Below are 19,522 nucleotides of genomic sequence, written 5' to 3' on the forward strand. Positions count from 1 at the left end.
GTTGCGGTGATTGGCCGGCGCTCCCTCGGGCTTGGCCTCGCCGGGCGCATAGCCCAGGTGATGGCTCAGCTCGGCGCCCAGCGCGCGCTCCAACACAGCCTTCTTGAACTGCTGGAAGATGTTCTCACCCTCGGGGACCCGGGCGCCGTTTTCGGCCGGGTTGGACGTGAATCCGAGCTGTTTGCAGAGTTTCGAGCCAACGCGATGGGGTCTGAAAGATTTCCAATTCCCTCGGTGCGCGATCTTCGAGTAGCGATGGTGGTGCCAGCCACTCCCGCAGCGTCCTTCGGAGGAGGGACGGATGCGGACGGTCGAGCCCATGCTGGGTTGATCAGCGATGCGATGCTGATCGTCGGCGTAAATGAGAAAGACGTCGGTGTTTCGAAAGGCCCCATCAACGGGGCCCTGTCAATCTTTGGATCCAGTGACTTGGGTCAATCCCTCAAGGCGTTTTGTTCAATGAGCGCCGCTCTGTCGGCGCGACCTTCTGGCGAACGGCCACCGGCTCCGCGTTTGATCAACTTCCAAGGTTCGGCGCCCGTGACCCGTGCCGCCGTGTTCTGGGAGGCGCACGACTGGGAGCTCTACCTCGAGCGAGAAAAGATGCGACAGATGATCGATTTGCTGACCGGTCAAGTCGTCGACGCCAAGGGCGATGAAAGCACTTGCCCCTGAGGCTCAATTGATTGCGGCGCTGCAGGTACGTCTTGTCGCTGACTTTGTCGCTCGGCGCGAGGGGCCGCTTGAGCCTTAGGGGGGCGTATGTCTCAGAACCTGGTGCCTCACTCAAGCGAGCGCTTCCCAGAGAGCGCCGTCTCAGATCTTATTGCTCATGAACCCGGGTCAGCAAGACCTGACCCTGAACGACCCGCCGAATCGCGGGCCGTTGCCGTTTGATGTTTGATGTTTGATGTTTGATGTTTGATGTTTGATGTTTGACTCGGATCCCGCTCATGGATGGCTCAAGGCAGCATCGTCGCCACCGGCCCAACCCATCGCCTTGAGGGCCTCGACGCATCGCGTCGCGGCCTCAACGACTAGCGAGCACCTCGCTCAGCCGCATGAGATCCGCAATCGCCGTATGCGGCGTGCCCGTCCTGTCTGACGGCAACGACGCCCCCTCATGCCGCGTCACCCACACCGCCTGCGCCCCCGCCCGCACCGCGCCGACCACGTCCAGCTCCCAGTCATCCCCGACGTGAAGCAGCTCTGACGGGTGCACCCCGGCTAAATCAGCCGCGGCATGAAACGCCTCTGCTTGCGGCTTCGCGACTCCCAGCGTCGCCGCGCTCAAGCTCCCCTTGAGCAGATGCCCGACCCCTGCGCGATGAATGCATCCATTCCCATTCGACAGCCCGACCAGCGTGAATCGCTGGCTCAGCGCCTCGAGTGCCGGCAGCACATCCGGATAGAGCTCCACTGTCAGCCGCTCTTCGAAGAACACCTCGAATGCCGGCTCCACCAGCGCGAGGTCCTCTCCCGCGTCCGCCAACATCGCGCGAATCGACGCCCGCCGCATCGCGCTGAAGTCCAGTTGCAGTTCCGGATGCTCGGCATCCACTCGCGCGCGGTAATCACGCAGTGCCGTCGGAGACGCCAGCAACCCCGCCGTCCCCGGCGCATTCACCCGCAGCCACTGCGTCAACGCCGCCTCGGCCCGCACCACGCAGGGCATGAACGGCCACAGCGTGTCGTCGAGATCAAACGAGATCGCCCGAATCCGATTCAGCTGCATACGCTCACCAGCGTCGGTTGCGCGATGCGCAGGTAGTCCTCGGTGTTGAGCACCATCGACCGATCCAATCGGCCCGCATTGAATGCGATCTCGCCGTAGCTCTCGACCAGCGCCGGGTCCACCAGCAATCGCATGCCGGGCTCCGCGAAGGGCGGAATCGCGCCGATCACATTGCCCGTCGCGGCCATCGCCTCCTCGGGACTCGCGAGCGTCGCCTTCTTGATTCCGAGCGCCTCGGCGACCTTCCTGAAATCGAGCTTCCTGTCGCCCGACAGGATCACCAGCGCGAGCTCGCCCGCGCCGTCCTTGCTCTTGCACAGCATGGCCTTCGCGCCCTGACCGGGCGCGGTGCCGCGGATCTCGGCCACGAGATCGGAGCGCCCCTCGGGCGGGTGCTCGATGACGCGGAAGCGCGCCTGTTGGGACTCGAGTAACTGGAGGAGGGTGTCGTGCTGCATGGGCGCCATTGTTGAACAGCGGCGCCGCATGCACCCGACGCGTCCCTCAAGGCCTCAGCTCACTCGGTCGCTTCGAAGCTCTCGCCCAACGCCGCCGCCATGTCGCGGATCTCCGCCTCGCTGCTGACGAAGGGCGGCGCGAGCTGGATGGTGTCGCCGCCGTAGCGGACGTAGAAGCCCTTGCGGATCATGTCCATCGCGATCCGATACGGCCGTTTGGCCGGCTCGCCCGGCGCGGGCGCGACGGTGATGCCCGCGGCCAATCCGAAGTTGCGGATGTCCAGCACGTGCTTGGAGCCGCGCAGGCCGTGCACCGCGTCCTCGAAGACCGGCGCCAGCTCTCGCACCCGCTGCAGGGCGTCGTCGCGCTCCAGCAGGTCCAGCGTCGCCAGGCCCGCCGCGCAGGCCACCGGATGCGCGGAGTAGGTGTAGCCATGCGGGAACTCCAGCATGTAGTCCGGCCCGCCCTGCGCCATGAAGAGGTCGTGGATGTCCTGCCGTGCGACCACGACGCCCAGCGGCTGCACGCCGTTGGTGATCTGCTTGGCCGCCGTCAGGATGTCCGGCGTCACGCCGAAGGCCTCGGCGCCGGTCCACGCGCCGGTGCGGCCGAAGCCGGTGATGACCTCGTCGAAGATCAGCAGGATGTCGTGGGCGGTGCAGATCTCGCGCAGCCGCTGCAGATAGCCCACCGGCGGGATGACCACGCCGGCTGAACCGGAGAAGGGCTCGACGATCACCGCGGCGATGTTGCTCGCGTCGTGCAGCGCGATCAGTTGCAGCAGTTCATCCGCCAACGACGCGCCGTGCGGGCCGTCGGCCGGCGGCATGCCCTTGTGGAAGCTGCCGTTGGGCGGCTGCGTGTGGGGCAGGTGATCCGCCTCCACCGCCTGACCGAAGGTCTTGCGGTTGCCGACGATGCCGCCCACCGAGATCCCGCCGAAGTTGACCCCGTGATAGCCCTTCGCGCGGCCGATGAGGCGGGTCTTGCTCGCCTGGCCGCGTGCGCGCCAGTAGGCCCGCGCCATCTTGAGCGCCGTGTCCGCCGACTCCGAGCCCGAGCCGGTGAAGAACACGCGGTTGAGCCCGGCGGGCATCTTCTCGACCAGCCGGTTGGCCAGCGCGAAGGACAGCGGATGGCCGAACTGGAAGGCCGGCGAGTAGTCCAGCGTCGCGACCTGTTTGCTGACCGCCTCGACGATCTCCTGGCGCGCATGGCCCAGGCCGCTGCACCACAGGCCGGACAGGCCGTCGAAGAGACGCTTGCCGTCCTGCATCGTGTAGTAGCAGCCCTCGGCGGCGGTGATCAGGCGCGGATCGGCCTTGAACTGGCGGTTGCCGGTGAAGGGCATCCAGTGGGCGTCCATCCAGCCCGCGCCGGTCTCGCGCGGCGAGTTGGACAGATGGGGATTCGGCGAGGTCGGGTTTTCCGTCATGGCGCGTCCTGATGAGAGAGGTCGAGAGCGGATCCGAGGATCGAAATCGACCGCCATCTTGCCAGCGCCGTCACTTGCGGCAGATGATCGCGAATCAATGTCCACTTGCCAGCGCATGAAACCAAGCAATCCCCATCTTCCTGGCCAGATCGCGGATGTCGACCTGCGGTTGCTGCGCGTCTTCAAGTCGGTCGTCGAGTGCGGCGGCATGGCGGCCGCCGAGCTGGAGCTCAACGTCGGCATGCCCACCATCAGCCGGCAGATCAAGGATCTGGAGGAGCGCCTCGGGCTGGTGCTGTGCCGCCGGGGTCGCGCCGGCTTCGCGCTGACGGCCGAGGGCGGCGAGCTGTATGCGGCCGCGCTGCAATTGCTGTCGGCCACTACGGACTTCCGCTCGCGCGTGGAGGAGATCCACGATCGCATCGGCGGCGAGCTCCATCTGGCGGTCTTCGAGAAGACGGTCAGCAATCCCGCCAGCCGCATCAGCCAGGCGCTGGAGCGCTTCCATCGCGCGGCGCCGGCTGTGAGCCTGAACATCCACGTCAGCGGCATCGAGGCCATCGAGCAAGGCGTGCTCAGCGGCCAGTTCCAGCTGGGCATCGTGCCCGAGCACCGGCAGTCGGCCAGCCTCGCCTATCAGCGCCTGTTCTCGGAGCCGATGCAGCTCTACGCGGCGCCGGGGCATCCTTGGTTCGCGTCGACCGAGCGCTGGAGCTGGGCCGACCTGCGCCGTCAGCCGCTGGCCGCGCTGGGCTACCAGTCGCCCAACATGCGGCTGGCGCATCGCAAGCAGCTGGTGCGCCAGGCCACGGCCTCGGACCAGGAAGGCGTGGCGATGCTGATCCTCACCGGCTGCTTCGTCGGCTTCCTGCCCGGCCATTACGCGCAGCCCTTCGTCGACGAGGGGCGGTTGAGCGCGGTCTCGCCCGGCTTGCTCGGCTACCAGTGCGAGTTCGTGCGTCTGCATCGCAACGATCCGTCGCCGTCGCGCGCGGCGAGGATGCTGATCGAGATGCTCGACGAGGCGCATGCCCAGGAGAATTGAATGACCCGCCCACAAGGATCGTCCATGACCCTCCGACCTTTGCTGGCCTCGACGGCCTTGCCGACCTTGATCGCCCTCGCGTCGCTGACGGCGCTCACGGCGCTGGCGGCGCTGCCCTCACTCGCTCATGCCGAACCCGACATCCGCGTCGGCTTCTCGCCCGAGGGCTCGGCGCGGCAGCTGGTGCTGGTGACGATCGGGAGCGCCCAGCGCAGCATCCAGATCCTGGCCTATGCCTTCCAGGCGCCAGACATCATGCAGGCGCTGGTCGACGCGAAGCAGCGTGGGGTCGAGGTGCGCGTGGTCGTCGACAAGAAGCGCAACCAGAACAAGACCAGCCGCAAGGCGATGGACTTCGTGGCCCGACACGGTGTAGAGCTCCGCACCAACGACCATTTCCACATCCACCACGACAAGACCGTCATCGTCGACGGGGAAACTGTCGAGACGGGCTCATTCAACTTCGCGCCGTCGGCGGAGACGCTCAATTCCGAGAACGTCGTCGTCATCCGCAACGCGCCCGAGGTCGCGCGCCAGTACCTCGCGCACTGGCAGTCGCGATGGAACCTCGGGCAGCCGTATGCTCCGGCCCCGACCGATTCGCCGAATCAGAAGCAAGACAGCAAGCCCAGGGAGAAGCCATGAATCCTCGCCTCAAACGCGCCGCCACGGCCGCCCTCTTCGCCGCGATGGCCGTCGCCGTCGGTCCGGCCTCCGCCGACTTCGATCCGAAGCGCTGCTATGAGAAGTGCATGGAGAAAGAGAAGGACCGCGAGAAGTGCGAATACGTCTGCGACTACAAGGGTTTGAGCCGGTGCGCCGACAGTCTCGCGCGCTGATCGCCGCGCTCGCGATCGCCGCGCTGAGCGGCTGCTCGACTTACCGACCCTGGCTGAATGCCGGCCTGCCGCCGAGCGCCGACGGCACGCCCCCTGCGGCGCCTGTCGCACCGCGCCGTCCCTCGGGGCCGGTCGTTGCGGCGGTGACCTTGTCGGGGGGCGGCGCGCGTGCCGCCGCCTTCGGCCTGGGCGTGCTGCGCGAGCTCAAGGCAACGACCTTCACCATCGACGGCCAGCCCACGACCTTGCTGGACCAGGTCAATCTGGTGAGCGGCGTGTCCGGCGGCAGCATCCTGGCGGCGCATTACGCGGCCTTCGGCGACGAGACGCTGACCCGCTTCGAGCCCGACTTCCTGATGCTGCCCTTCGAGGCCGGCCTGATCCGCCAGGCCTTCGCGCCGGCGCGGCTCTATCACCTGACCTCGCCCTGGTACGGCCGCAGCCACATCCTGGCGCAGCGGCTGGACGAGCTCTATCAGGGCCGCACCTTCGCCGACCTGCGCGCGCGTCCGAACGCGCCCGACCTGATGGTCACCGCGACCGACCTGACCACCGGCACGCCCTTCGACTTCACGCCCGAGCAGTTCGGCCTGATCTGCTCGGACCTGGACCGAACGCCGCTGTCCTTCGCGGTCGCGGCCTCGTCGGCGGTGCCCATCCTGCTGTCGCCGATGACGCTGCAGAACCACGCCGGCGAATGCGCGCCCGGTCCGGCGCCGCGCCCCTCGCCCAGCACCGGCGACGACTACCGCACCCGATTGCTGGCGCTCAGCGCGCAGAGCTACCGCGACGCCAAGGAGCGTCCCTTCATCCATCTGGTCGACGGCGGCGTCTCCGACAACACCGGCGCGCGGCTGCTGCTGGACCGGCTGCTGGCGGGCGGATCGATCGCGACCTCCTTCAAGGACGCGCCGCCCGGATCGATCCGTCGCATGGTGCTGATCACGGTGAACTCCGAGCGCGATCTGGCCGAGCGCATCGACGCGAGCGACAAGGTGCCCACCACCGGCCAGGTGATCGAGACGCTCATCTTCGGCGCGGGCGCGCGCGAGACCCAGGTCACGCTGGCGATGCTCAGCGACGACCAGCGCCGCTGGCAGGAAGAGCTGATGCGCACGCGCGGCACGCCGGGCAGTCCCTTCGCGGCCGATGCGGAACTGCAGATCGTCAGCGTCAGCCTGCACGACGTGCCGGACGACAAGATCCGCCACAGCCTGCTGCGCGTGCCAACCGCGTTCACGATCGAAGCGCTGGACGTGCGCGAGCTGCAGAAGGCCGGCGCGGAGGCGCTGCGCTCGTCGGCGGCGTTCCGGAAGGTGAAGGAGGGGCTCGCCCGGTTGGGCGAGCCAACGCTCACCCCACCTGCGGCTGATACCGCTCCAGCCAATGCGCATACGGCGCCGGCAGCACCCAGGTCGGGCGCTCCTTCTTGAGCTCCTGCGCGGCCTGATACGGCCAGTGCGGATTCGCGAGCAGCGCCCGGCCGATCATGACCAGATCCAGCTGACCGTCCGCGACTGCGCGCTCCGCCAACTGCGCCGTGTGGAAGCCCCACGCCGACGCGACCGGCAGGCCGGCTTCCTCGCGCACGCGCTTGGCGATCGGGCCCAGGAAGGCCGGGCCCCACGGCACCTTCGCGTCCGGCGTCGAGAAGCCCACGCTCACGCTCAGCAGGTCCAGACCTTCGGCCTTCATCGCGCGGGTCAGGCCGATGGCCTCGGCCAGTGTTTCTTCATCGCGGCCGTCGTACTCGATCACGCCGAAACGGGCCGTCAGCGGCAGATGCTCCGGCCAGACCTTGCGAACCGCGCGCAGCGTCTCCAGCAGGAAGCGGCCGCGGTTCTCTGCGTTGCCGCCGAATTCGTCGTCACGCTGATTGGCGTGGACCGAGAAGAAGCTCTGCGCCAGATAGCCGTGCGCGAAGTGCAGCTCCAGCCAGCGGAAGCCGGCATCGCGCGCACGCTGAGCGGCGGCGACGAAGTCGGCTTGCACGCGGGCGATGTCGTCCTTGTCCATCGCCTTGGGCACTTGCGGCAGGCCCTTGCCGAAAGCGACCGCCGACGGCGACAGCGTCGCCCAGCCGCGCGGGTCGCCGGCGGCGATGTGGTCGTCGCCTTCCCAGGGCTTGTGGGCGCTGGCCTTGCGGCCGGCATGCGCGATCTGGATGCCGGGCACTGCGCCATGCGCCGAGATCGCGGCCGCGATGCGCGCCAAGCCGGCGGCCTGCTCATCGTTCCACAAGCCCAGGCAGGCCGGCGTGATGCGGCCTTCCGGCGCGACGCCGGTGGCCTCGACGATCACCAGCCCCGCGCCGCCGCGCGCCAGCCCGGCGTAATGCGCCAGATGCCAGTCGTTGACCAGGCCGTCGGTGGCGCTGTACTGGCACATCGGCGGCACGGCGATGCGGTTGCGCAGCACCACATCCTTGAGGGAGAACGAAGAGAAGAGTTGGGACATCGAGGACTTTCGGAGAGGGGAGGCGGTCGCGCCGCACAGCGATCGGCGACCGCGCGCAGGCCGGAAAGACCTGCGGAAGCGGCAGTCTAAAAACTCACGTCCATAATGAAAAGTCATGCGCTCTTATTGCGTCGATAAGAGTTGCTTATGTTTTCAGGACTCCCCATGCTGAATCCCCAATGGCTCCGCAGCTTCGCGACGCTCGCCCGGCTGGGCAGCTTCACCCGTGCGGCCGAGGCGCTGGACCTGACGCAGGCGGCGGTCAGCCAGCATGTGCGCCATCTGGAGAGCACGCTGGGATCGCTGGTGATCCGGCGTCCGCGCGCGATCGAGCTCACACCTGCCGGCCAAGCCACGTTGGACTATTGGCGCGAGCTGGACGAGGCCGATCAACGCTTGCGCGGCCGGCTCGCCGACGAGAACGCCTGCCAAGGCGAGGTCGGCATCATCACGCCGGGCGGCATCGGGCTGCTGATCTATCCGCAACTGCTGGACTTGCAGGCGCAGCGGCCGGGCCTGGTGGTGCGGCATCGCTTCGCGCCGGATCCCGAGGTGCTGCAGGCGGTGCTGGACAACCGCTATGAGCTCGGCCTGGTGACGCTGCGCCCGGACGACGCGCGGCTCGCGAGCTGCGCGTTCCTGGAGGAACGGCTGGAGCTGGTGATGCCGGCGGGCGAGGAGGTCCGGACCTGGGAGGACCTGCGCCGCATCGGCTTCATCGACTATCCCGACGGCCAGTCCATGGCCAATCGCCTGCTGAGCCGGCACTTCCCGGGCTCGCCAGGCGTGAAGGACCTGCCGGTGCGCGGCTTCAGCAACCAGATCGGCCTGATGCTGGAGCCGGTCGCGCGCGGGCTGGGCTTCACCGTGCTGACGCAGCATGCGCGGCGTGCGTTCCCTCGGCAGGACGAGATCCGCGTGCTCGATTGCGGCTCGCCGGTGGTGGACACGCTGTGGCTGATCCATCGCGCCGAATGGCCGCTGTCCGCGCGCGCTCAGCATGTGGTCGAGCATCTGCGCGGGACGGTGGGGGCGATGGCGCCGAGCTTGCCGCAGTTGCTCTAATCCTCCGTCCTCCCCAAGCCCTCGCGATCGCGCTCATAGCGATGCGCGAGCGGGAAGGGCGGCAGCCAGGACTCGCGCCGTATCGTCCAGAGCTCGTAGGTCGGCGTGAATTGGTCCGGCGCATCGAGCGCGCCCAGCGAGACCTCCACCTCATCCCCGCTGCGCGAGAACACCGACGAGCCGCAACGCGGGCAGAAGTGCCGGCCGGCGTAGTGGTGCGTCTCACCGTCGATCCGGACCGCCTCTTGCGGATAAATCGCCGACGCATGAAAGAGCGCCCCATGATGCTTGCGGCAATCGAGGCAGTGGCAGAGGCCGACACGATAGGGACGCCCCTTCGCGACGAGCCGCACCTCTCCGCAAAGACAGCCTGCGCTGATCCGGTCCATGAGTCTCTCCTTGGGCCAAAGCGGCACCCGGCTCGCACGCTCGGCGAGCCGATGCCGAGTGGAAACTAGCGCGCGCAGCGGCGTAGCGTCAATCCACGCGGAACGACACACCCGTGATGAACAGCGTGTCGCCCTTCTTCAGGCCCGGTCCCGGATCGCTGTCGTAGCGATGCGAGACGGTGGCCGTCAGACTCAGCCGTTTGGTCATCGCCACCGACACGCCGCCGTCGAAGACGGCGCGGTACTCGCCGCTGTTGCGCAGATTCGGCAGCACCGACAGCTTCTGCTTCAGCGTCGTGCTGTCGCTGATCTTGTGCGTCGATTCCTCGGCGATCAGCAGTTCGGTGTTGTTGTAGCGGCTGCGAGAGACGCCGTCCTTGATCTCCGGTGCGAGGTAGCGCTCGGCCGTGTAGCCCAGACCGCCGGAGACGTCGAAGGTCAGGTCGTCGCGCTTGATGACGTGGTAGCCCAGACCGCCGCCGACCGAGTAGCGCGAGGACAGATTCGCCGGCTCGTCGCGCAACGCGTCGAACTGGCCGAAACCGAAGATGCGCTCGTTGAGGTCGCGTTGGTAATGCGCGCCCGCCGAGTAGCGCTGCTCGGATTCCGAGTCGTCGTTCTTGACGTACAGCGCCCGCGCGTTCATCGAGAGCTTGTCGGTCTCGCTGGCCTTCACCGTTTCGCCGCTGAGGTTGACCGTCGTCGAGTTGCTGTTGCCGGAGGAGAGGCTCGCGCCCGCCGTCAACAGCGAGCGCCATTGCCCATCCGGCTTGACCGTCACCTGCGCCTGGCTGGCGAGCGGCAGAAGGGAGATTGCGCAGAGGCAGGCGGAAGCGATGTGCTGACGCGTCGGCGGCATGGCGGAAGTCCTTTGGGGGAGTTGAATGACGCCGGCCTGCGGCAAGTGCCGCTCCCACGCGGTAACGAGTCGTTGACGCCAGGTGTTGCGAGGCGCGCGGCGCCTGCAACTGCTGCGCGTGCGCGACCTCGATGCGTTGCAGCGCCGTCGCGGAGTCGAGCCGGCTGCGCCACCGCGACGGTGAGCCCCTCGCGTAGCACCTGCTGCTCTTCGGTACGTTGTCCGAGGTTGCGATGCGCAAGCGAGATGGAGGGGTAGATGTCAACCCAGGGCATGACCGCGTCCAGCACGGCCTCGATCTGCTCGGAGCGCCACAGCTCGCCGCACAGGTCGGTCAAGTGCCAGGCGAGCTCCACGCCGAAGTCGCCGGGCTCGCCGGCGATGACCTGCTCGAACAGCGCCATCGTCGGCGCGAGCCGGTCCTGGGCGCTGCAGGGCTCGTCGGCGTAGGCGCGCGTCTCGGCGGCCAGCCAGGACCTGCAGGCAACGGCATCAAGGACGGGCGGTAAGGGCCTCACGGTCACGCCTCCAACGACGGACCATCATGCGCAGCGTCATTCGAAGTGCGGCCCTGGGCCTTCCCCTGAGAGCCGGTCCCCGTCGTTGCGCAAGGGACAGGCTTTCAGCGACAGGCAACCGCAGCCGATGCAGCGGTCCATCTGGGTGCGCAGTCGGGTCAGGGTGCGGATGCGCTCGTCCAGCGATTCGGCCCAGGCCGAGGACAGGCGCTTCCAGTCCGCCTTCGTGGGCTCGCGTCCGTCGGGGAGAACGGCGAGCGCGTCGGCGATCTCGCCCAGGGCGATGCCCATGCGTTGCGCGACCTTGATGACGGCCAGGCGCCGCAGCACCGAGCGCGGATAGCGGCGCTGGTTGCCGGCGTTGCGCTCGCTGCGGATCAGGCCGCGTTGCTCGTAGAAATGCAGCGTGGAGACGGCCAGGCCGCTGCGGGAGGCGATCTCGCCGACGCCGAGGCGGTCGTCCTTGCGGGCCAGGTTCATGGATCGAGGGTCATGTCTTGACCTCAAGTGAAGTTGAGGTTGGATAGTAGGCGGATTTTCAGCAACGACATGACCGCCATGCTCCGATTCACGAATCCCGCCGGGCTCTATGACCCGGCACCGAATGGCTACTCGCATGTGGCGACCGTCGACGGGCCGGCACGGCTGGTCTTCGTCGCCGGGCAAGGCGGGGAGGATGCCCAGGGGCGGCTGGCCGAGGACTTCGGCGCCCAGGTGGATCAGGCGCTGGAGAACCTGCAGATCGCGCTGGCGGCAGCGGGGGCGCGGGTGAGGGATGTCGTCAAGCTGACGGTGCTCGTCGTCGATCACTCGGAGGCCAGGCTGTTCCTGCTCGGCGAGGCGATCAAGGCGCTTTGGGGGGAACATCCGACGCCGGCTTGCACCTTGATTCCGGTGCCGAGGCTGGCGCTGGATGGGATGCTGTTTGAGATTGAGGCGACGGCGGCAGTGGCTGCATAGCGCGGAGCTCCGGTGCGCTCTGGGCTGCGACGGCCCTCACCCCAACCGGCGGATCGACCGGCGGATCGACCGGCGGCGCGCCTGCGACGTATCGGCGTGTAGCAAGGGCGTCGGGCAATCGCACGACCTGCGCGAGGCTCGCGCCAGTCCCGGTCCCGGCGCGACCGAAACGGTCGGACTAACTCTTTCGAGGGATGCCTCGGCGCTCCCGCGCCTTGCGCCGGCGAGGTGGCGGCTCCTATGATGGGTTTCATGTAGTGTTCCCTACATTGAAGTGCCCATGAACGACCTCGCCCACCTGCCCTCCATCGAGCTGTCCCCCCACGGACCGCGTCTGCATCGCGTCAGCCCCGCGGCCGGGGCGGCGACGCTGGTGGCCGGCCGCGGCAGCGAGGCGCCGGCCACCCTGGCCGTCCTGCAGCGCGAGTACGCCTTCCGCGCCGCCCTGCATCCCGACTGGGCCGCCATCCCCGAATCCATGCAGCCCGCCGGAGAGGGCGCCTTGCTGTTGCTGCGCGACCCCGGCGGTCGCTTGCTGCGCGAGCTCGTCGGCGCACCGCTGCCCGCCGAAGACTTTCTGCGCCTGGCCCTGGCGATCACGACGGCGGTCGAGGGCATGCACGGCGCGGCCGTGATCCACCGCGCGCTCTCGCCCGATCGCATCTTCATCGACGGCCCCGCCGCCCGCGCCACGCTGACCGGTTTCGGCTTCGCGCTGCGTCTGGGCGCGCCCGGACCGCAGGCGGACGAGACGCTCGCCTGGGACGACAGCTGCTTCGACTACATGGCGCCCGAGCTGGGCGCCCGCATGAATGTCGATGTCGACGCGCGTGCCGATCTCTATGCGCTGGGCTGCATCTTTCATGAGCTGCTCACCGGCGCGCCGCCTTTCGAGGGCGCCGACACCGCGGCGCGCGTCCACGCCCACGCGACTCGACGGCCCGCGCCGCCACACGAGTCCCGCCCCGATCTGCCGGCGCAACTGTCGAGGATCGTCATGCGATTGCTGGAGAAGTCCCCCGATCAGCGCTACGCCGATGCCAACGGCCTGCTCGCCGACCTGCGCAGCTGCGACGAGCTGCTGCGCCGCCATGGCGAGATCCCCGATTTCGCGCTCGACGCCCGCGCCGCGATCGCCGCCGTGCGCGACGACGGACCGCTGGTTGGCCGCGATGACGAACTGGTCCAGCTGCGCCTGCTGCATGAGCGCGTGCTGGCCGGCGACGGCGCGCAGACCGGCTGGGTTTGGGGCCCGCCCGGGATCGGCAAGTCCTCGCTGCTGCGCGAGGCCGTCGCCCGCATGGGCGCCGGGCCGGGCACTGCGGCGCCGCTTGTGGCCACGGGCAAGTGCACCGCCGCGCGCGGCGGCCTTCCCTTTGATTGCCTGTCCCGCGCGCTGGAGCCGCTGTTGCAGCGCGTGCTGGGAAGCTCGGACATCGAGTTCGACGTCTGGCGCGACCGCCTGCGTGTGGCAACCGAGCCGGTCGGCGCCACTGTCGCCGGACTGGTGCCGGGCTTGCGTCAGATCCTGGGCCTGCCCGCCGACGCGCAGGCGCCGGCCATGGCCGACGCGGCGCTGATCTTCGAGCGCGAGATCGTGCTGCGCGCGATGGCCCGCCTCATCGCCTGCTTCGCGCGTCCGGAGCGCCCGCTGGTGCTGCTGATCGACGACCTGCAATGGGCCGACGTGGACACGCTCCAGGTCCTGGAGCGGCTGCTCATCGACCGTGCGCAGGCTCCGCTGCTGGTGCTGGGATCGGTGCGCTCGCAGGAATCGCCGGACGTGCAGGACGGGCATCCGCTGCGCGCGACGCCGCTGTTCCAGCGCCCCGACGCCCTGCATCTGCGCGTGAGCCCGCTGGAAGCCGGCGCCGCGCGCGAACTGGTCGCGCGTGCCCTGCAACAAGACGCGGACCAGCTCGGCGAGCTGATCGCGCTGATCGAGTCCTGGACCGGCCGCAACCCCTTCTTCATCCGACGACTGCTGGCGCGTCTGGTCCACGAGCAGCTTCTGTCCTATGACGCCGAGTCCGCGCGCTGGACCTGGGCGATCGAGCGCATCGCCGCGCACCCCGCGATGCGCGACGTCGGCGAGCTGCTGGCCGACGAGCTGACCGCGCTGCCCGACGCCACGCGCGCGCTGCTGCACACGCTGGCCTGCCTGGGCGATCACGCCAAGGATTGCCTGCTCGCGTTCTCCGCCGGCATCGACGAGTCCATGCTGGCCGAGACCCTCGCGCCCGCGGTGGCGGCGGGCTTCGTCGCCGACGAGGGCGATCACTGGGCCTTCATCCACGACCACGTGCGCGAGGCGGTGCACGTCGCCCTGCCGACGGCGCAGCGCGCGGCGCTGCATCTGGACATCGCCCGGCGTCTGATGACGGTGGGCACCGGCGTCGTGCAGGCCGACGGCCGCACGGCGGCCAAGGCGGCGATGGCGGAACCGCCGGTGTTCTCGATCGCCGCGCAGGCCAACCTCGCCGCGCCCGCGGTGACGGATGCGGCGGAGCGGCGCCGCTTCGCGCTGATCAATCTGGAGGCCGGCAAGCGTGCGAAAGCCGCGACCGCGCATCACTCGGCCCTGGAGTTCCTGGGCTGGGCGCTGCACTGGTTCGGCGACGAGCAGACCAGCGCCGACGCGCTCGAGGCCAGCCTGCTCTGCGGCGAGGCCGAGTTCATGACCGGCGCGCTGGAGGCGGCCGAGGGCCGGCTGGCCGCGCTGCAGGGCATGGCCGGCGACGGACTCTTCGGCACGGACGTGGCGCGGCTGCGGGTCGCGCTCTACACGACGCTGGGCCGCTTCGATCTGGCGCTGGACGTGGGCTTCGCCTTCCTGGCGCGCGCGGGCATCGAGCTGCCGCGCCGGCCCACCGATGCGCAGGTCGACGAGGAGCATCAGCGTCTGCGCGGCTGGCTCGATGAGCGCGGCGTGGCCGGTCTGCGCCACATCGGCGCCGACACCGACCCGCTGCGCCGCGCGATCGTGGACATCTTTGCGGACCTGCTGCCGCCGGCGATGTACTCGGACCAGAACCTCGAGGACCTGATGCTGATGCGCATGGTCGGCCTGGCCGTCGCCAACGGTCACACCGACGCCTCGGTCAACGGCTACGTGTGCATGATCCGCGTGCTGGGCGAGCGCTACGGCGACTACGGGCGCTCGCGCGAGTTCGGCGAGCTGGCGCTGCATCTGATCGAGGACCGCGGCCTGCGCCGCTATCAGCAGCGCGTGCATCACACCTACGCGACCTTCGTCGTGCCCTGGACCGCGCCGGCCCGCGTCGCGCGTGAGCATCACCTGCGCGCCTTCGACATCGCGACCCGCGTCGGCGACCACACCTTCGCGCTGTACTGCGGGCGCAATCAGGCGACCGGGATGCTCTTCGCCGGCGACTTCCTGGAAGACGTGCGCCAGACCGTGGACCGCGCGCTGCAACGCGCGCGTGACGCCAACTTCAAGCTGGTTGTCGATGCCTTGCTGGCGCAGCGCTCGCTGCTGGCCGCGCTTCAAGACGGCGAACCCGGCCGCGACCACGCGGACCTGCAAGCCGCGCGCCCCGGCGATGCCGAGCGCATGGCCGAGCCGGTCGAGAGCGCGCCCGCCACGCTGGTCGACTTCGCCTATTGGGTCTATCGGTTGCAGGCGGGACTGCTCTTCGGCGATCTGCCGGAGGCGCTCGAGGCGCGTCGTCGCGCCGAGGCCTGCCAGCGCGCGGGCCGCTCGTTCGCCGAGTACGCGGACCTGCCGTTCTACGGCGCGCTCGCCTTGCTGCGTCTGCGCGAGCGCGACGACGCGCAGGAGGCCGCGCTGCGTCGTCATGTGGCGGCGCTGGACACCTGGGCCGCGGACTGCGCGGAGAACTTCGGCGCCCGTCGCGCGCTGGTGCTGGCCGAGCAGGCCCGCGCGCTCGGGCATGCGACCGAGGCCGCCGAGCTCTACGCCAGTGCCGTCGCGCAAGCGCGTCGCCACGGCTTCGCGCAGGTCGAGGCGCTGGCGGCGGAGCTCGCCGCCGGCTTCCACGCGGACCAGCATCGCGAGATCGAGAGCCGCGCCTATCTGCGCCATGCGCTGGCCGCCTGGCAGCGCTGGGGCGCGGTCGCGAAGGCGCGCGACCTGCTGCAGCGTCATCCCGAGCTCAATGACGCTGACCAGCCCGCTGCGCCGACCAGTCGACTGCATCAGCTGGACGTGCAGGCGGTGCTGCGCATCACGCATGCGCTGGCCAGCGACATCGTGCCCGAGCGCCTGGTCGAGACGACGATGCGCACCGCGCTGGAGTCCGCCGGCGCCGACTACGGCGCGCTCGCGCTGCTGCGCGACGGGCAATGGATCGTGCGGGCGCGCGCGCGGCTCAACGATGACGAGCTGGTCGTGACGCAGGAGCCGGCGCCGTTCTCGCCCGAGGTGCTACCGGTCTCGATCGCGCATGCGGTGGCGCGCACGCAGCATGCGGTGCAGCACGACGACGCGCGTGACGCGCCGGCTCTGGCGCAGGACGACTACGTGATGCGCGCCAAGCCGCGCTCGCTGCTATGCGTGCCGATGATGCGCTACGCGCGTCTGATCGGCGTGCTCTACCTGGAGAACTCGCTGGCGCCGCGCGTCTTCACCACGGCCAAGGCCGAGCTGCTGGAGGTGATCGCGTCGCAGGCGGCCTTCTCGCTGGAGAACACGCGGCTCTATGAGGAGCTCGTCGATCAGAACCGCCAGCGCGCCGAGGCCGAGGAGCGTCTGCGCAACGCGCTGCAGGAGCTCGCGCGTGCCAGCCGGTTGAAGGCGATGGGCGAGCTGGTCGCTTCCATCGTTCACGAGATCGGTCAACCACTCAGCGCCATCGACACCTCGGCCAGCGCGGCCGGTCGCTGGCTGCGCCGGCCCGAGCCCGACATCGGCGAGGCGCTCACCATGATTTCCCATGTGAGTCTGAGCGCCAAGCGCGCGAAAAGCATCATCCAGGGACTGCGCGCGATGGCACGCAAAGCCGAGCCGCAGTTTGCCGAGGTTGATCTGGGCGACGCGCTGCGCGAGTGCGCGACCCTGGTCGGCGGCTCGCTGGCGGAGCTCGGCGTCACGCTGTCGGTGACGGGACCCACGATGCCTTGCCCGGTGCGCGGCGACCGGGTGCAGCTGCAGCAGGTCGCGATCAATCTGCTGATGAACGGCGCCGAGGCCATGTCCGATCTGCCGACCGATCTGCGCCGTCTGTCCCTGCAGTGGGCGGTGACGCGTCCGGATCTGGTCGAGGTCGTCGTCGAGGACCGCGGCGTGGGCATCGCCGCCGACGCGGTCCGTCAGGTGCTGGAGCCCTTCTTCACGACCAAGTCGCACGGGATGGGCATGGGTCTGGCGATCTGCAAATCCATCGTCGATGCGCACGGCGGCGCGTTGAGTTTCGATCCGGGCGCCATTGGCGGCACGCGGGTCACGCTGAGCCTGCCCAGCTTTGGCGCCAGTCCTCAGCAGGAAGGATGAGGAGATCGCGCCTTGCGGACGGCGACGGGGCATACGGCGGTCATCTCGGTGGAAACCCTCGTATGAGAGGAGCCGCCGCTTGGTTGGATTGGTCGAGGAAAGGGGCTCTGGTCATATCGACGACATCGCGGACACGAGCTCGGATGGCCCGGACACCGCGATCCGCCGACCCGTCGGCAGCCGGTCGCGACCGAGTGCGCGACGCGCGCCGCCGGGCATCCCCTGACCCAAGGAGTTGACGATGAACCACCATGAAATTCCCCTGTTCCCGCCGCGGCGCTTCCAGCCGCAGCGCCTGCTGCTCGCCGCGACGCTGGGCTGCGCGTTGATGGCCGGCCTGATGTCGGTCGCGCTGGCCGAGCCGGCCGCCTCGGCCACGACGGGCCCCGTGACCCGCGACCAGGTCGTCGCCGATCTGAAGGCCTATCAGGACTCGGGCCTGGCCGCGCTGGAGTCGGACGAGTCGCAATCGAAGATCGGCACGGCCGAGTGGCGCGCGGCGCGTCTGCGCTATCTCGAGTTGCGCGGCATCCCGGCCGACGGCGCGGTCAAGCCGGCGCTGTCGCGCCAGCAGGTGCTGACCGATCTGAAGTTCTACCGCGAGTCCGGTCTGGCCGACGTCGAGCGCCGTGATGGGGAGGAGTCCAATCAGTCCGCCGCCCTCGTCGCCGCGCAGGAGCGCTACGACCAGCTCACGATGATGGACATGATGGACCGCCCGCTGACGCGCGCCGAAGTCGTCGCCGATCTGCAGATTTATCGCGAGTCCGGCCTGGCCGCCTATGACCGCAGCGAGGGCGACGTGCAACGCAGCAGCGCCGGTTATCAGCAGGCGCTGGCCCGCTACAAGCAGCTCAAGCGCGACGGTCATTACCAGCATCTGGTGATGGCGCTCGGCAAGTCGAGCTGAACGACGCCTTGTCGATATCGCCATGCCTGCCGCACGACCAAGCACTCGAACAACATCGGTCGCCCGACATGCCCGGCGTTTCCCCTCTCCCGCCAGCGAGAGAGGGGGAGGAGTGAGGGCCGGCGCCCCACTCCGACCTCCGTTCCTGCATTCTTTTCCCCCTCGACCCATCCGCAACCCGTGGAGCCCGCGATGACGCTCTCCCTCCTCGCTCTCGGCGCCGTCGCGCTGACCCTCGCCCTGATCGCCGGTGCCGCGTTGGTCGACTGGCCGCGGCGCTCGTTCGCGCTGATCCTGCTGGCGATGTCCAGCGTCGGCGTGACCAGCCAGGCCGCCTCTCCGCCCGTGGAAGGCATGGCCCCCGCCTTCACCGGCGCCACCGGCTGGCTCAACTCCCCGCCCATCGACCTGAGCGCGCAGCGCGGCAAGGTCGTCGTGGTGAGCTTTTGGACCTACTCCTGCATCAACTGCCTGCGCGTGCTGCCCTACGTGCGCGCCTGGTCGCAGCGCTATGCGAAGCAAGGCTTGGTCGTCGTCGGCGTGCACTCGCCCGAGTTCGGCTTCGAGAAGGACCCCGCCAACGTCACCCGCGCGGTCAAGGACCTCAAGCTGACCTACCCGATCGCGCTGGACGACGGCTTCAAGGTCTGGCGTGCCTACGGCAACCGCTTCTGGCCGGCGCTCTACATCGTCGATGCCCAGGGGCGAATCCGCCATCACCAGTTCGGCGAGGACGGGTCGCCCGAGACCGAGCAGATCATCCAGACCCTGCTGCGCGAGACCATGCCGCCCGCACCCACGACCTCGACCACCGTGGCGGCCAAGCCCGCCGCCGCGGCGGCGACGGCCACGCCGACCTCCCCATCGACGCCCGCGCCGATGGACACCGATCTCAGCGGCGTCGGCATGCCGGCGGACCTGGATCATCTGCGCTCGCCCGAGAGCTACATCGGCTACGCCCAGGCGACCAGCATGGCCGGAGCGAGCGCGCTGTCCCGCGACCGCTCGCGGCGCTACGTCGCGAGTCAGCTGGACCTCAATGAATGGACGCTCTCCGGCGCATGGACCGTCGGCGCCGAGTACGCCACCGCCGACGAGGCGAACGCATCCCTCGCCGTGCGTTTCCACGCGCGCGACGTGAACCTGGTGATGGGCCCGCCGAGCGACGGCGGTCCGGTGAAGATCCTCGTGACCATCGACGGCCAGCCGCCCGGCGAGGACCACGGCGTCGACATCGACGCGCAAGGCAACGGCATGGTGGACGCCACGCGGCTCTACCAGCTGGTGCGCCAGCGCGCGGTGCAACGCGACCGGCGCGTGGAGATCCGCTTCCTCGGCACCGGCGCGCGGACCTACGCCTTCACCTTCGGTTAACGAG

At 69.1% G+C, this 19,522-nt stretch carries 18 protein-coding genes; 11 read left to right on the forward strand and 7 right to left on the reverse strand.

Going from position 1 to position 19,522, the window contains the following annotated elements; all coding sequences use genetic code 11:
• Nucleotides 1-675: hypothetical protein (locus tag ABDW59_RS16445; RefSeq protein ID WP_343631131.1), on the forward strand; the 675-nt coding region annotated here is incomplete at its 5' end.
• Between the two features lie 355 nt (nt 676-1,030).
• On the opposite strand, the gene ABDW59_RS16450 is transcribed toward ABDW59_RS16445, so the two are convergent.
• Genes ABDW59_RS16450 through ABDW59_RS16460 form a run of 3 tightly spaced genes read right to left on the reverse strand, consistent with a single transcriptional unit; the run spans nt 1,031 to nt 3,629 of the window.
• A complete protein-coding gene (locus ABDW59_RS16450; RefSeq protein WP_343630963.1) occupies nt 1,031-1,735 on the reverse strand; it encodes an HAD family hydrolase in 705 nt (234 codons plus the stop codon).
• Complete coding sequence (locus ABDW59_RS16455) at nt 1,726-2,193, reverse strand: YbaK/prolyl-tRNA synthetase associated domain-containing protein (RefSeq protein ID WP_343630965.1); 468 nt, start codon at nt 2,191-2,193, stop codon at nt 1,726-1,728. Before ABDW59_RS16455 ends, ABDW59_RS16450 begins: the two co-directional genes overlap by 10 nt.
• A gap of 59 nt (nt 2,194-2,252) precedes the next feature.
• Nucleotides 2,253-3,629: an aspartate aminotransferase family protein gene (locus ABDW59_RS16460; RefSeq protein WP_343630968.1), complete on the reverse strand. Its 1,377-nt coding sequence runs from the start codon at nt 3,627-3,629 to the stop codon at nt 2,253-2,255.
• Nucleotides 3,630-3,744: 115 nt separating this feature from the next.
• Between ABDW59_RS16460 and ABDW59_RS16465 the strand changes: the two genes are divergently transcribed.
• From ABDW59_RS16465 to ABDW59_RS16480, 4 genes are read left to right on the forward strand one after another with little or no spacing between them, the layout of a single operon-like run.
• Nucleotides 3,745-4,674 carry a LysR family transcriptional regulator gene (locus tag ABDW59_RS16465; RefSeq protein ID WP_343630970.1) on the forward strand — a complete coding sequence of 310 codons (930 nt, stop codon included), beginning with the start codon at nt 3,745-3,747 and terminating at the stop codon, nt 4,672-4,674.
• A gap of 24 nt (nt 4,675-4,698) precedes the next feature.
• Nucleotides 4,699-5,319 carry a phospholipase D family protein gene (locus tag ABDW59_RS16470; RefSeq protein WP_343630972.1) on the forward strand — a complete coding sequence of 207 codons (621 nt, stop codon included), beginning with the start codon at nt 4,699-4,701 and terminating at the stop codon, nt 5,317-5,319.
• Nucleotides 5,316-5,513 carry a hypothetical protein gene (locus ABDW59_RS16475; protein WP_343630974.1) on the forward strand — a complete coding sequence of 66 codons (198 nt, stop codon included), beginning with the start codon at nt 5,316-5,318 and terminating at the stop codon, nt 5,511-5,513. Before ABDW59_RS16470 ends, ABDW59_RS16475 begins: the two co-directional genes overlap by 4 nt.
• Nucleotides 5,489-6,946, forward strand: a complete 1,458-nt coding sequence (locus ABDW59_RS16480; RefSeq protein WP_343630976.1) for a patatin-like phospholipase family protein — start codon at nt 5,489-5,491, stop codon at nt 6,944-6,946. Before ABDW59_RS16475 ends, ABDW59_RS16480 begins: the two co-directional genes overlap by 25 nt.
• On the opposite strand, the gene ABDW59_RS16485 is transcribed toward ABDW59_RS16480, so the two are convergent.
• Entirely contained in the window at nt 6,867-7,970 is a 1,104-nt protein-coding gene (locus tag ABDW59_RS16485; RefSeq protein WP_343630978.1) for an NADH:flavin oxidoreductase/NADH oxidase, read from the reverse strand. The two genes, ABDW59_RS16480 and ABDW59_RS16485, sit on opposite strands and share 80 nt — an antisense overlap.
• 165 nt (nt 7,971-8,135) lie before the next feature.
• Here ABDW59_RS16485 and ABDW59_RS16490 point away from each other — a divergent pair, with 165 nt between their 5' ends.
• Nucleotides 8,136-9,035, forward strand: a complete 900-nt coding sequence (locus tag ABDW59_RS16490; RefSeq protein ID WP_343630980.1) for a LysR family transcriptional regulator — start codon at nt 8,136-8,138, stop codon at nt 9,033-9,035.
• Here the strand turns inward: ABDW59_RS16490 and ABDW59_RS16495 are convergent.
• The gene (locus tag ABDW59_RS16495) at nt 9,032-9,424 is read right to left on the reverse strand and encodes a GFA family protein (RefSeq protein WP_343630982.1); all 393 of its coding nucleotides are present in this window, start codon (nt 9,422-9,424) and stop codon (nt 9,032-9,034) included. The two genes, ABDW59_RS16490 and ABDW59_RS16495, sit on opposite strands and share 4 nt — an antisense overlap.
• 88 nt (nt 9,425-9,512) lie before the next feature.
• On the reverse strand, nt 9,513-10,283 hold the full coding sequence (locus ABDW59_RS16500; RefSeq protein WP_343630984.1) for a DUF481 domain-containing protein: 771 nt from the start codon (nt 10,281-10,283) through the stop codon (nt 9,513-9,515).
• A gap of 258 nt (nt 10,284-10,541) precedes the next feature.
• On the opposite strand from ABDW59_RS16500, the gene ABDW59_RS16505 reads away from it, so the two are divergent.
• On the forward strand, nt 10,542-10,733 hold the full coding sequence (locus tag ABDW59_RS16505) for a hypothetical protein (RefSeq protein WP_343630986.1): 192 nt from the start codon (nt 10,542-10,544) through the stop codon (nt 10,731-10,733).
• A gap of 104 nt (nt 10,734-10,837) precedes the next feature.
• Here the strand turns inward: ABDW59_RS16505 and soxR are convergent, their stop codons facing one another.
• Nucleotides 10,838-11,281, reverse strand: coding sequence for a redox-sensitive transcriptional activator SoxR (soxR, locus tag ABDW59_RS16510; RefSeq protein ID WP_343630988.1), 444 nt, complete (start codon nt 11,279-11,281; stop codon nt 10,838-10,840).
• A gap of 69 nt (nt 11,282-11,350) precedes the next feature.
• Between soxR and ABDW59_RS16515 the strand changes: the two genes are divergently transcribed.
• The 4 genes from ABDW59_RS16515 (at nt 11,351) to ABDW59_RS16530 (ending at nt 19,518) form a co-directional block, all read left to right on the forward strand.
• The gene (locus tag ABDW59_RS16515) at nt 11,351-11,761 is read left to right on the forward strand and encodes a RidA family protein (protein ID WP_343630990.1); all 411 of its coding nucleotides are present in this window, start codon (nt 11,351-11,353) and stop codon (nt 11,759-11,761) included.
• A 280-nt stretch (nt 11,762-12,041) separates the two neighbouring features.
• Entirely contained in the window at nt 12,042-17,234 is a 5,193-nt protein-coding gene (locus tag ABDW59_RS16520; RefSeq protein ID WP_343630992.1) for an AAA family ATPase, read from the forward strand.
• A gap of 241 nt (nt 17,235-17,475) precedes the next feature.
• Nucleotides 17,476-18,144 carry a DUF4148 domain-containing protein gene (locus ABDW59_RS16525; RefSeq protein ID WP_343630994.1) on the forward strand — a complete coding sequence of 223 codons (669 nt, stop codon included), beginning with the start codon at nt 17,476-17,478 and terminating at the stop codon, nt 18,142-18,144.
• 192 nt (nt 18,145-18,336) lie between these two features.
• The gene (locus tag ABDW59_RS16530) at nt 18,337-19,518 is read left to right on the forward strand and encodes a thioredoxin family protein (RefSeq protein WP_343630996.1); all 1,182 of its coding nucleotides are present in this window, start codon (nt 18,337-18,339) and stop codon (nt 19,516-19,518) included.
• Nucleotides 19,519-19,522 lie beyond the last annotated feature (4 nt).

The organism is Roseateles sp. (assembly GCF_039595295.1).
Lineage (GTDB): Bacteria > Pseudomonadota > Gammaproteobacteria > Burkholderiales > Burkholderiaceae_C > Roseateles.

Coding starts and splice junctions, on each gene's coding strand:
- ABDW59_RS16505 (WP_343630986.1), top strand. CDS start 10,542: ATGTCAACCCAGGGCATGACCGCGTCCAGCACGGCCTCGATCTGCTCG.
- ABDW59_RS16460 (WP_343630968.1), bottom strand. CDS start 3,629: ATGACGGAAAACCCGACCTCGCCGAATCCCCATCTGTCCAACTCGCCG.
- ABDW59_RS16485 (WP_343630978.1), bottom strand. CDS start 7,970: ATGTCCCAACTCTTCTCTTCGTTCTCCCTCAAGGATGTGGTGCTGCGC.
- ABDW59_RS16465 (WP_343630970.1), top strand. CDS start 3,745: ATGAAACCAAGCAATCCCCATCTTCCTGGCCAGATCGCGGATGTCGAC.
- ABDW59_RS16525 (WP_343630994.1), top strand. CDS start 17,476: ATGAACCACCATGAAATTCCCCTGTTCCCGCCGCGGCGCTTCCAGCCG.
- ABDW59_RS16490 (WP_343630980.1), top strand. CDS start 8,136: ATGCTGAATCCCCAATGGCTCCGCAGCTTCGCGACGCTCGCCCGGCTG.
- ABDW59_RS16450 (WP_343630963.1), bottom strand. CDS start 1,735: ATGCAGCTGAATCGGATTCGGGCGATCTCGTTTGATCTCGACGACACG.
- ABDW59_RS16530 (WP_343630996.1), top strand. CDS start 18,337: ATGACGCTCTCCCTCCTCGCTCTCGGCGCCGTCGCGCTGACCCTCGCC.
- ABDW59_RS16515 (WP_343630990.1), top strand. CDS start 11,351: ATGACCGCCATGCTCCGATTCACGAATCCCGCCGGGCTCTATGACCCG.
- ABDW59_RS16520 (WP_343630992.1), top strand. CDS start 12,042: ATGAACGACCTCGCCCACCTGCCCTCCATCGAGCTGTCCCCCCACGGA.
- ABDW59_RS16475 (WP_343630974.1), top strand. CDS start 5,316: ATGAATCCTCGCCTCAAACGCGCCGCCACGGCCGCCCTCTTCGCCGCG.
- ABDW59_RS16455 (WP_343630965.1), bottom strand. CDS start 2,193: ATGCAGCACGACACCCTCCTCCAGTTACTCGAGTCCCAACAGGCGCGC.
- ABDW59_RS16470 (WP_343630972.1), top strand. CDS start 4,699: ATGACCCTCCGACCTTTGCTGGCCTCGACGGCCTTGCCGACCTTGATC.
- ABDW59_RS16500 (WP_343630984.1), bottom strand. CDS start 10,283: ATGCCGCCGACGCGTCAGCACATCGCTTCCGCCTGCCTCTGCGCAATC.
- soxR (WP_343630988.1), bottom strand. CDS start 11,281: ATGAACCTGGCCCGCAAGGACGACCGCCTCGGCGTCGGCGAGATCGCC.
- ABDW59_RS16495 (WP_343630982.1), bottom strand. CDS start 9,424: ATGGACCGGATCAGCGCAGGCTGTCTTTGCGGAGAGGTGCGGCTCGTC.